This is a genomic window from Chryseobacterium nepalense, from assembly GCF_023195755.1.
Classification (GTDB): Bacteria; Bacteroidota; Bacteroidia; order Flavobacteriales; family Weeksellaceae; genus Chryseobacterium; species Chryseobacterium nepalense.
The window spans coordinates 3,250,094-3,262,244 of record NZ_CP096203.1 but is presented as its reverse complement, the minus strand read 5'-3'; the positions used below and the strand labels follow the sequence as shown (position 1 = coordinate 3,262,244).

Annotated in this window: 11 protein-coding genes; 7 read left to right on the top strand and 4 right to left on the bottom strand. The window is 27.5% G+C overall.

Going from position 1 to position 12,151, the window contains the following annotated elements; all coding sequences use genetic code 11:
• Positions 1-448: 448 nt before the first annotated feature.
• The 4 genes from M0D58_RS14695 to M0D58_RS14680 are packed head-to-tail and all read left to right on the top strand — an operon-like array spanning position 449 to position 2,133.
• Complete coding sequence (locus M0D58_RS14695) at positions 449-850, top strand: hypothetical protein (protein WP_248391041.1); 402 nt, start codon at positions 449-451, stop codon at positions 848-850.
• A gap of 9 nt (positions 851-859) precedes the next feature.
• A complete protein-coding gene (locus M0D58_RS14690) occupies positions 860-1,324 on the top strand; it encodes a hypothetical protein (protein WP_248391039.1) in 465 nt (154 codons plus the stop codon).
• A gap of 2 nt (positions 1,325-1,326) precedes the next feature.
• Positions 1,327-1,692 carry a hypothetical protein gene (locus M0D58_RS14685; RefSeq protein WP_248391029.1) on the top strand — a complete coding sequence of 122 codons (366 nt, stop codon included), beginning with the start codon at positions 1,327-1,329 and terminating at the stop codon, positions 1,690-1,692.
• Positions 1,693-1,707: 15 nt separating this feature from the next.
• Positions 1,708-2,133, top strand: coding sequence for a hypothetical protein (locus M0D58_RS14680; RefSeq protein WP_248391021.1), 426 nt, complete (start codon positions 1,708-1,710; stop codon positions 2,131-2,133).
• Between the two features lie 304 nt (positions 2,134-2,437).
• Here the strand turns inward: M0D58_RS14680 and M0D58_RS14675 are convergent, their stop codons facing one another.
• The 4 genes from M0D58_RS14675 to M0D58_RS14660 all read right to left on the bottom strand — a co-directional run bounded on the left by M0D58_RS14675 (position 2,438) and on the right by M0D58_RS14660 (position 7,939).
• Positions 2,438-4,255, bottom strand: a complete 1,818-nt coding sequence (locus tag M0D58_RS14675) for a hypothetical protein (RefSeq protein ID WP_248391018.1) — start codon at positions 4,253-4,255, stop codon at positions 2,438-2,440.
• Positions 4,255-5,253 (bottom strand): hypothetical protein, encoded by a 999-nt coding sequence (locus M0D58_RS14670; RefSeq protein ID WP_248391015.1) that lies wholly within the window; start codon positions 5,251-5,253, stop codon positions 4,255-4,257. Before M0D58_RS14670 ends, M0D58_RS14675 begins: the two co-directional genes overlap by 1 nt.
• Position 5,254: 1 nt before the next feature.
• Positions 5,255-6,493 carry a hypothetical protein gene (locus M0D58_RS14665; protein WP_248391012.1) on the bottom strand — a complete coding sequence of 413 codons (1,239 nt, stop codon included), beginning with the start codon at positions 6,491-6,493 and terminating at the stop codon, positions 5,255-5,257.
• 222 nt (positions 6,494-6,715) lie between these two features.
• On the bottom strand, positions 6,716-7,939 hold the full coding sequence (locus M0D58_RS14660; RefSeq protein WP_248391009.1) for a site-specific integrase: 1,224 nt from the start codon (positions 7,937-7,939) through the stop codon (positions 6,716-6,718).
• A 463-nt stretch (positions 7,940-8,402) separates the two neighbouring features.
• Here M0D58_RS14660 and M0D58_RS14655 point away from each other — a divergent pair, with 463 nt between their 5' ends.
• The 3 genes from M0D58_RS14655 to M0D58_RS14645 all read left to right on the top strand — a co-directional run bounded on the left by M0D58_RS14655 (position 8,403) and on the right by M0D58_RS14645 (position 12,151).
• On the top strand, positions 8,403-9,950 hold the full coding sequence (locus M0D58_RS14655) for an AAA family ATPase (RefSeq protein WP_248391006.1): 1,548 nt from the start codon (positions 8,403-8,405) through the stop codon (positions 9,948-9,950).
• Positions 9,937-10,779 (top strand): HNH endonuclease, encoded by an 843-nt coding sequence (locus tag M0D58_RS14650; protein ID WP_248391003.1) that lies wholly within the window; start codon positions 9,937-9,939, stop codon positions 10,777-10,779. Before M0D58_RS14655 ends, M0D58_RS14650 begins: the two co-directional genes overlap by 14 nt.
• A gap of 457 nt (positions 10,780-11,236) precedes the next feature.
• Complete coding sequence (locus tag M0D58_RS14645) at positions 11,237-12,151, top strand: HamA C-terminal domain-containing protein (protein WP_248391001.1); 915 nt, start codon at positions 11,237-11,239, stop codon at positions 12,149-12,151.

The window sequence follows — 12,151 nt, the reverse complement described above, 5'->3', positions numbered from 1 at the left end:
GTGATTGTATATAATAAAATATCAATCATTTGTAGTTTTTTTCTTTTTTAATGCTTTTCCAAATAGCATTTTAATTTCTCTAGATTTTCAATTTTCAAATATTTTTTTGTCAGTAATTAGTAATCTCATTTTTTAAAAGTGAGACAAGAGCAGGTTTTGACTTTAAGCAACTATGAATTTTACAAAAAATATGATTAAAAGATTCAATTTGAATTAATATCTTTGCTACTTACTTCAACGAAAAAGAGAAAACTTTTGCAATTGTAATACGAATCGGCAAAATTCAAATTTGACACAAAATGCAAACAGTTTAGCTCCTTGCCATATAATGGTGAGGGCTTTCCTGTTATGTGTCAAAGCTTTGCCGAGCTTGTATTACTAACATGGATAAGTACCTCACTTTTTTGTTGTTTATACAAAACAATTTTAAACAATAAAATTCAATTATATGAAACATTTATTTCTCACAGCTTTAATAGCTGTTTCTTTCGTTAGCTGTTCTGGTAGCGATGACGATTCAACATCACAACAGAACATTCCTACAACGACTCAATACTTTCATCCTCCCACATGGATTCAAGGTTCTTGGAAGGTTAGCAACACATCTTACTACAAATTCACAAACGAAGATTTTATTTATGTCATAAATGGAACGAGCTATAAAGCAATTCTAACACAAACTGCAAGCAACGGGCAGACTGCGAAAGTTGATGAAACAATTACAGATACTGACTATAATTTCGTAATTACAGCAGGTGCATCTAGTGGCTCTTATAAGTTTAAGAAAATTAATTCGGGTCAGATACAGTGGATAAACGGAATTAGCAACATTACTCTGGACAAAGAATAAACAGAATAGATGAAAAAGATTCTTTTCTTAACAATATTTTTACACTTATATTCATCCTTCTATTCTCAAGGATTTGTAGTAAAAAAAGATGGAAATTCTGTTACGGAATTTAATGGCTATAAACTATCATTTGTCAAATACAAAATGGATGCTGATACTAAAGAATTTTACGATAAGGTCGAAAACAACAGAGTTAAAATTTTTATTAGTTTCAATATTGATTGGAATTGTGTAACATGCGTCCTTAACTACATTGGTGATGGCAAATTATCGATATTCGAAGGAAATTATCGCACGGATTATAAGTTTAATAGAGGATATTATAACAAAAATGGAAATTCTGAATTCTTCAAATTCTATTATGGAAATAGAGAAATTGCAACTGTAATGTGTTTAAATGGTTCAGCATATTCTGTTATCTGTAATAACAATGAAGGAAGATATTTTAACTATTACACTAACCTCAAAGACTAAACATGAAAAATTTAATTTTATTCCTTTTCATAATAGTTTGTGCTAATTACAAATCTCAAATATTTGAATGTAATAATATTGACAGATACGAACTAAACTACATTTACAAGCAAAACGAAAATAAATTCAAAGTTGTAATTGGAGATATAAACTATATGCAAAAAAGTATAGACGGATTAGAAATTAAAGTTATAAAGCAAATCTGCATAAATAATTGGACTATATATGACAAAAATGGAGCGGACTATATGCATAAAAGATTTGTTGATTATAATGGTAGCATTGACAAAGGATATTATCTAAAAAATGCAGGTTATTTAGAGGTATTAAGCTATTTGAAATACAAAATTAAGAGCACAGTAAAATAATCCTAAAATAATAACATGTCAAGCTACACCTCTTTGTTTAATTTAAAACTAATTTTTGATTATGAAGTCTTTTCATTAGGTCAGGAATATCCATACTTATTTGACTGCATTGAACATGAATGGAGGAAGGATAATTCTGTTGATTTAAAAATGATTATTGGAAATATTATATATAAATATCAACACAATATGTCGTATAAACATTTTGACAATAATTATTTTAGAAAATTAAAAGAATTAAATACAATCCAAAGCGATAAAGCATATTTGAATTATATCAAAATCATTAATATCATGGGATACAGTATTATATTTACAGTAAAGAAGACTACTTCCAAATTAAAACTTGATAAGTTCAAAAAAGCATTATTTCAAAGTACAATTGGAAAAATTATTAGCAACTTTTACTTTTATGAGTCCAACAAGAATATAAAAAAATAAAAAAAAACTATTCAAATAATTTTATGTTTTTAATATTTTTAGAAAGATGTATAGATGTTATATGATATTTATATAAAAATTACCCCCTTATTTTTAGAGGGGGATTATTTTAAGTATAATTGTCTTGTAACAACTTTGAGACTCTATACTACACATTATCATTCTGACTTACAAGTACTTAAACTAACAAAAAGGAAGGTTGATAATTTATGAGAAATTTGCATTAAAATGAATTTATATATGCTTTTGAAAGTATATTTTTAATCCAATTAAAAGTTATTATCGGACCTAAAACTATTCAATTTCATGATTCTTGAATATTATAAAACAAATTTACACAGCTTAATTCATCCTTATATATAATACATTCTGTTGCATAATCATCACCGTATGGACATTTATCAACTCTAATATGTTTTATTGTGTAAAACTCAATATTATTAACGTTTTCGTCTTTTGTATAATCAAATCCATCCTGAGAATCTGAATTTAAAATATCCGTTGTTGGTTTTTCACTACCTGTATAAAACAAAGATATTACTATGACTTTTTCAACGTTTGCAAAAAACTCTTTTTCCCTCTTTCCTATAAGTTTTCTAATAGTTCTACCATCATTAACAACATCACTAATGATAATTACTTTCTTGTAGGACTTATCATCATTCACTAAATTAAGCTTATTCTCATACTCATGGTGGTCTTTATATCTATAGGAATATGGAAGATAGGAATATTTTACATCATATTTAATTGAAGCTTTACTTGCAATTAAATTTCCTTCATAACCTAATCCAATTATTAAATTACAATCAATATATAACTCATTAGCATCAATCACGTCAACGATTGCATTTTTAACAAACACTAAATCATCTTTATTTTCAAGCAATTTTGAAACATCAATCCAATTATGAGCTCTTGAAGTTTCACTCCAATGAAAATGACCAGAGTGAAAAAGTTTTTTATCTCTTACAATACTATAAAGCCTATCAGACATAGATAGGTCTTGTTTTACTATGTCATCAGTTTTTACAACCTGAATCTTTCTTGCTTGAGGAGGAACATATTGAGTAAATTCCCCTGCCGCAGGAAGTTCTTCAACTTCCATAATTGATGTTTCATTTGTCAATTGAATATCAAAATAATCAACTTGCTCAGCAGATGTATTCTCAACAATATTCCAGTAAAATGGGTTATCATTATGATTTGGTTTTTGAAGATTATATCCAACATTTTTTAACCTTATATTATTTCCCTCTGTAATAACTGGATATATCTTAAAGCTGGAATGATTTACCGTATCACAAAAAGCTCCGCAATCACTCGTATTTATTTCAATTTTAATCTTTTTAGCTCCTGGCGTATGTTCATTACCTGTAAGAATCATCTTAATTCCCTGCGAATCTAATTCAGATAGTAGATAATTCCTATTATCTTTATCCCATTGCCCACTATTCTTATTATCATAATTTGCAGTTATATTATGATGCCAACAACATATGAAATTAACTCCTGGTGGTAGTTGTTTTTTTATTTCTATTAACTCATTTCTAAATTTCTGAATAGGTATATAGCCATCTCCACCGTTTTGATTGATATAGTAATTTGAATTTATAGCTAGTAATACTACCTTATCCTCAATATTAATAAAATCAAATATAATTCTATCATAGTCAAAACTGACACCTTTAATATCTTCATAAAATTTTGAGAAATTGTAAAATTTAACCTCATTCAGCAAATGGCTTTCTTTATTGGGGGCAGTTATCAAATGAGCATTTAATAATCTCCTACTTACGTCATGGTCACCAGGAATTATTAAACAGTTTTCCTTTGGAATTGCAAGGTCTTCCAAGATTCTTTCAATAAACTTTTTAGCAAATTTATATTCTGGTTCTTCACTAATGTTAGCTATATCTCCTGTAATTAGAAGAATAAATTCAGGGTTTTCATACGAGGCTTTAATCTCGTTGATTTTTGATGTGAATGTAGTTATAAAGTGAAGAGATTTATCAATTGTATTATCAGTCGTTAAATATGATTTCAATCCATCCTTAGGAGAAGTATCAGCATTATAATATATACTTACATGTAAGTCAGAAATATGTATAATTATTTTCATCAGAAGTCTTCTAAATTTGTAGTTATTTTATAATTAAGTCTAGCATTATTACTTCTATTTATAGAAAATACTGCAATAGTTGCCTCTGGCTTTTTTATGTGTTTACTATTTAACGTTTCTATTTTAATAAGAGAGGCATTTCGTAAATAAGTACCTCCAAGAAACTGAATTAAATTTTTAACTATTTTTACTTCTGTTCCTAAACATACCAAATCAGAGATTATTACATATTTCTTCTTGTCAGAAATATTTTTATCAAGCCTAGAGTATAATTTATTTATTGGACCTATTTTATCCAATATGAGAATATCTAATTTTAACAGATTTGATAAGATTGAAACAATTAAAGAACTATTTAAACTTTGACAAACTAAAATTATATCATCACTGGTTTCATTGATACACTCTTCTTTAATCATTATAGATAATTGGTACATCGAAAATAAAAACATCTTTTTTTCATTAGAAATAAAGCTTTTTAAATCAACATATGAATGTAAATAAACAAAGGATGATGTATGAGGGTTACCATAAGGAATAATATAATTGCTAATTATATTTTCAAAAGACTGGGTAAATATTTTTCTAGGTTTTATTTTCCCTTTTAAAGACTCTATATCATCTGAAAACAAATTAAATTTTCTATAAAATTCGTCCTCGCAAATATTTTCGTCATTTGTTATGACATTAAAACCAAAATCATTAATAATATCTTCTCTTACATTAAGTAAGACAAATTTATAACCTACTTTAATATATTCGTGGAATTTTTTATTAATATTATTTTGACTTATGTTTTGAATTTTATCAAAATCTAATATGATGTTCTTACAATCATCTTCCAAATCATTAAGTACCTTTTCAATTGTATCAGAAACGAGTAAGTCTTCATATATGCCTAAATCACTATTATCATTAAAATAGTTAGAAATCATAACTTGTTCAGTATGCAAATTATAATAAACAAATCCTTCTGTTTTAAGTTTAGAAATTAACATATTAATGATTATTTGGAATTTCTACTTCTATATGAACGCCTCTAAATTTCACAGGATAAAATCTAATGGAAGAAAACTTTACATCGGTATTAAACTTATTTTGAACTGAGGTGAAAAAGTTTGTAAATAATTTTAAAGCCTTTTCTTTTAATGGTATTATCATTCTGTTGTACTCAGTATTATTAATGATACTTAATTCATACATATTATGATATTCAAATATAGTTTCCCTCAAAGAATTTAATGGCAATAGCTGCTCTTTCATTCTATTAGAAATGATAATTTGACTATTTTCTGAATGCAATCTAAAGTATCCTCTAGAGTTTAAGACAACATTTATCATCAAATCAAAAATTCCTCTTCTATTCTTCATAAATGAATAAAACAATGCTTCAAATATTGAAATAAGATTATTGATGATATTTTCATGAATATTTTTAAAATAATTTTTGTTGTTAAGGAGCTTGGTTAATTCATAAGGTTCATAATAATTATTACCTTTCTTAAACTTTAAAGATTCTGTAAAACCTATACCATTGTCAGAGATAGAAAACTTAGTTTTAAATCTATCAACAAACATTAATGCAAATACTGAAGATTTAGAATGAATTACACCATTTGTAATTAATTCAGAAAGAATATTTATAAATAAATTATGCTGATTTGAAGTAAATTCATTCTCATATAATAAAGCTAAAAAATGTTCCTTAACCAGATAAGTATAATGTTCCACCAGTGCATCTCTAAGTAATTCTTCATCTTCTTTATATTCCTCTTTTATTCCACTAACATTATTATCATTAATTGAATATCCTCTAATTTTATGTTGAGCTTTTATTACTTTCCCTTTAAAAGAACCAAAAAGTTGTTGATTAAAATTGTATATATCCTGTCCTAAAGGAAATTGAAACGACCTATTATTACCAGATAAATAGAAAAAGTCCGACAAATACAAAAACTCGAGGACATCTATTGTCCCTCTCGTATTATAAAGTATTAGGTCAATAGGCTCATTGTGAAATTTCTTGAGCTGTTCCGAAATACTGAGTAGTAAAGGGATTGTTATTGGGTCAATCCTGTAAGTTGATTCAAAAAAACTATTATCTCCTCCATCAGTAAGAGTAAATTGTATTTTCCCATTAGGAATAGCCTTATAAGCTATAGCAATATCTTTTAAGAAATCAGTATAAAAAACATATGGAGTAAAAGTTATATTCTTTTTAAGAATGGGTATATTCATAATGTACTCTTGTTGACCAAAAATATAAATATTATATTAAATATGAGTATTCTTTACAAGAAAGAGATAAATTTTAATTAAATAATTATCTAGATAATTACAGTATATCTAATTCTTATTATTTATAATAAAGGAGTTTCCATATAGACGACATACCCGTATCTACTTTTCATTTTTTGGGTACCCCCTATATATCATATTAGGCGTATTTAATAAATATTATTAATCCCATGCTTCATTTAATTTTTCTACAGAGTCCGCCTCAGAAAATTTAACATAAGCCTGAAAAACACTGAAATCTTCATGCCCAGTAATATCCATTATTTGAAGAGGTTGCATCCCTTTTTCCAAACATTTAATTATAAAATATCTTCTACCATAATGAAAAGTAATCCATTCGTACATAGGTTTCCTAATCTCCTCTAAAATTCCAAGATGATTTTTTTCAAATAATAGCTCCTCTCTATCAATCTCTGCTAGCATCAAAATTTTAGTAAGATGTTTATTAGTAGTTTGACTTGTAAACCCGCCTCCAATTCCATATAAATCAAAATACTCCTTGATATAAGCAATGGCTTTATTAGTCATTTTAATTTTCATAGGAGTATTTCTCTTCACAACTCCCAAATTATATTTATTGTTTATTATATTATTGAAATTTATATTAATTACATCTGAAAATCTTAATCCTGTAAGACAGCTAATACAAAATAACCTTCTACTTTTATCTAAATTTTTGTTATAACCTAGGTCAAGATTAAGAACCTTGTTAAATTCATCTTCATTAAAATAAACAAATTGTCCTTTTTCATGTTCTCTTTCTAAAGTTTCAAAAACTTTATTAGTATGATAATTTCTATCGTACATGAACTTTAAAAAAGCTTTAATATTTTTGATTTGCTTTGACCTTGTATTAGTCTTTTGCTTACATGTTATTTTTAAATAATTTACAAAGCCATCAAAAAAACTAATATCTAAATCATCAAACAATAAGTCCTTTTTCCCAATAATTACCGAATAGGTTCTTAGATGATTTTTGAGGGTTATATATGCCTTAAGTGTTTCTTCTTTAAGATTTGATTTTCGTATTTCCAAAAACTTATCAAATGCTTTCTCAATCGTCAAATCAGTTTCAGAGTTTTCAAATTTTCCAGATAAATACGTTCTGACCTCATCAAAAAATTTTGTTGTTTTCGATTTATCATTTTCAATGAAGTTTTTCGTATATAAATCCAGTATCCTTGACTGTACACTATTAAGGATTTTATTAAAATTTAATGCGTTTGGAGCATTTGATTTAATTCTCTGATTATTTACATTCCAATATTTCGGGTTGATTTTTTGTGTAGTGGAGAATTTTGACCTTTTTCCGTTTAGACTAATAGCAACCAAGATTAGTGACTCTTTTGTCGAGTTAGGTTCTTTTAAATAGAAATTAATTTTCATAATAATTACATTTAGGGACACTTTAATTTATACTAGGGACACTAAAAGAGACACTATTTTATGAATATAATTGAACAATCTCAAAAGTAAATATAAAAAAAATCCTTGTATTACTTATGAATACAAGGATTTAACGTTTAGCCGTGTTCAGTTATTTTTAACTGTTTTCAGTCTACGTGGTCCCACCTGGGCTCGAACCAGGGACCACCTGATTATGAGTCATTGCAGGATTTCCGTAATCCACTGTATATCAATGGGACAGAAAAGGGGACATTTTATTTTGTTTGATGATTTATGAAGTTCTATGACCTTGTAGCAAAAAAGTCTTGCAAGAAATCTTGCAATAAATTATAGAGTTTATTTATAGGGTTTACAAAGTTAGTTGTATTCTTACACAAGTGTTGATTCCAATTTATTGAATAATTTGTTATATTAGTTCTTTAATAACCAGATAATTCACAGCATGGAAGAAGACGAAACTATTAATGAGTTAACGTTCTATTTAAGTGGTAATAATTTCAATGAAGCTGAAAAGAAAAATATTGTTGTTCTTACGAGGTCAAGTTGGGACGATATGTTTTCTTTTTCTACACTTTATAGTGTTATATATTACAATAATGATGGAGAACGAACAAGATTAGGTGCAGTTAAAATAGGACAAGTTAATATGAAAAGTGATCAAAGGTCACCAAATCTACCGTTATCATTTACTTCTTTAGATGATAACTTCTTTTCTTTAGGTCAAGATGTAAGTTACTATGAAGAACTTAATGAGATCTCCGATGCCTTTAGGGAAAACTTCTTAAACTCTTTAAATGATCTAGCTTATAATAATGAGATGTATAAAAAAGCGTATAATGAAAGAGTTACAAGAATTTCTTTAATGAGAGATATTAGCCACGTATCTGTTATAGGTCAATTTAGGAGACTTGCACAAGGAACTTCTATTTTAACGACATATGATTTCGATTTTATTTTGCCTAATGGAACAAAATCAGAAAATTCAGAATCACTTTTGCACTTTTCCGTAGTTCCAAAGTCAAACCCACCTACAAATATTCATGTAATAATTGGTAGAAATGGTGTTGGTAAAACATTTCTTTTTAATAACATGATTATGTCATTATTATATCCAAATTCTTCTAAATATGGCTATTTTAAAACAAGTAGTAGAATTAAATCGGATTTCTTTGCGAATTTAATATCCGTATCATTCAGTGCATTCGAAGAGGCGACGCCAATTGATGAAATGAATAAAGGAAATATTAGGCAAGTAAGTTATTCTTATATAGGTCTTAAAACAGAAAAAGAGGGTAAAGTTATTATCAAAAGTCCAACTATTCTAAAAAATGAATTTGCAAGAAGTTCTTATAAATGTCTCATAACAGGAAAAAAACAGAGATGGTTAAGAGCCGTAAAAGTGCTTGAAACAGATCCTATTTTTAAAGATTCTGAAATATCAGAAATTGCGAATTTTAAAGGTGGATTTGAAGATTTTAAAAAATATGCAGCAAATATTTTTGTTAATCTAAGTTCCGGTCATAAAATAATACTTTTAACAATAACGAGATTAGTTGAAACAATTGAGGAAAAAAGTCTGGTTATAATTGATGAACCAGAAACTTATCTTCATCCGCCATTACTTTCGGCATTTATAAGATCTCTATCTGATCTTCTTATTCAGAGAAATGGTGTTGCGATTATTGGCACACATTCTCCAGTAGTATTACAAGAAGTTCCCAAATCTTGCGTTTGGAAATTAAGAAGAATAGCTAATGAATCTATTGTTGAAAGATTGGATGTAGAATCTTTTGGTGAAAATGTTGGAGTTTTAACACAAGAAGTTTTTGGTCTAGAGGTAACAGATGCGGGTTTTCATAATATTTTGAAGGAAATTGTAGAAAGAGTAGATGACTATAGGGAAGCTATCACCTATCTTAATAATCAATTAGGTTTTGAAGGTAAAGCAATATTGAGAAATTTATTATTTGAACAGAATGAAGAGAATTGATAAACCACCATTTAAAATTTCTGTCATTATTCGTGACTCCTTAAATAACATGCAAGATCAAAATTTAAAGACACGAATTTTAAATAATTTAAATGTTTTTGAAGACTTTGAAAATGATTTTGACACAAAAAAAAATGTTAATAATTTATATTTGATTGGTCGAAACATTACAATCGCAGGACAATTAGACGCTGATACACTGAAAAAACTTTATACAGGTAGAATGTTGAAAAAATCTAATGATGCGAGGATATACTATGACAAATTGCTAAACTCAGCTCCAAAAGGTAAATGTGTAAACTGCAATGTGAGAAGTGCTAATACATTGGACCATTATCTGCCAAAATCGGAATATCCAATTTTAGCTGTTTCTCCTTTAAATTTAGTTCCCTCTTGTAGTAATTGTAATACCGGTAAACTTATCGATTATCCAACTTGTGATGTCGAGGAAGTCATACATCCATATTATGATGATATTGATGTTGAAAATTGGTTGGATTGTCAACTTGTTAGTGTTAAACCAATGATATTTGATTTTTTCGTGAAAGATTCAGTATTTACTAATCTACCATTGTTAAGACAAAGACTGATTAAACATTTCGAATCATTTGAATTAAATGACCTATATATAACACATAGTTCAGAAGAGTTTGAGAGTATTAAATTTCAAGTTACTAAGTTGTATAATAACGGTGGATACACAACTATGAAAGAACACCTTTATGATTGTTATGAAAGTAGACTTAAAGTTGATATTAATTCGTGGCGTACTGTATTTTATAAATGTCTATTTGAAAGCGATGATTTTTGTAATGGTCACTTTATATAATTTAATGTGCTTTTACAACTGTTAATTTACATCTAGCATTAAACTTCTTTTAGGAGGTCTAATTTTTATAGATTTTCAGTGCATATGACCTTTGGATTTAAAAATCTCTAGTCGGTTAGTCGCCAATTTAAGATTCAAGATTATACGGTAAGATTATTTTGTCACAAAAAAGATAACAATTCCAAAAATAAATTATTTTACAAGAAAATTCAATTTTTTTAATATACTCTATTATTTACTACTGAATATGGATTTCGTCAAGCAAAATAATTTTATGTTGAAAAATATTAATATTACTGTTTCCCGTAACGTTACTAAGAAAGATTAAATTATTTTTACCTAGCTACCAATGTTGATTTAATACGCTGAATATGAATATGAATATTAAATTAAATATTTAAATAAATTTAGCAATTGATAAAATATACATCTTAAAAACTAAAACCAAGAATTCTTTATGGAATTTGAAATATTGATTAACTGCTCTTTTGCAGATATATTAACTGATACAAATCTTTCTCCCGTTAATAGAAAAAATATTGTCAGTTTAATAAATGATTACGAAGACTCGGATTGGATGTACACTCATTTTCAAAATTTTATATGGGATAACATAGCAGAGACCTCTCTTTCACACAAGGAAAGAGAAAGTCTTGTTAATAATCATCACACATTACTAACATCTGCGGCAAAAAATCTAAGGCTTTCTGATAAAAAAGGAGATGTAAGCAAAGGCAGTGAAATAGCCGAAATCGTTTTGTATGCAATAATGAAGCACCACTTCAAAGCACTTCCCGCAGTTCCTAAAATATTTTACAAACAGAATCCTCAGGATAATGCAAAAGGTGCAGATAGTGTTCACATTATTGTAAAAAATGATGATTTCTCGCTTTGGTTTGGAGAGGCTAAATTTTACAATAGTATAGAAGACACAAGGCTTTCTGAAATTATAACTTCTATTAAAAATTCTCTATCCACCAATAAACTTAAAAAAGAGAACAGTATTATTACAAATATTGCCGATATTGAATCATTAATTGCCGATACTGATCTCAAAGATAAAATAAAGAAATCTTTATCGCCTAGAGCTTCTATTGATAAGCTAAAACCTAAAATACATATTCCCATTCTCCTTTTACACGAATGCAATATAACAAAGTCACATTCTATAATGTCTGAAGAATATAAGAGTGAAATTACTGATTACCATCATGATAAAGCTAATGCATTTTTTAAAAAACAAATTGCCCAGATTGGTACAATTCCTCATTACTCCTCAATAACATTTCATCTTATATTTTTTCCCGTACCACTTAAAAAAGTAATTGTAGATAAGTTTCTTTCTACTGCTAACTTCTATAAAAACTACTAA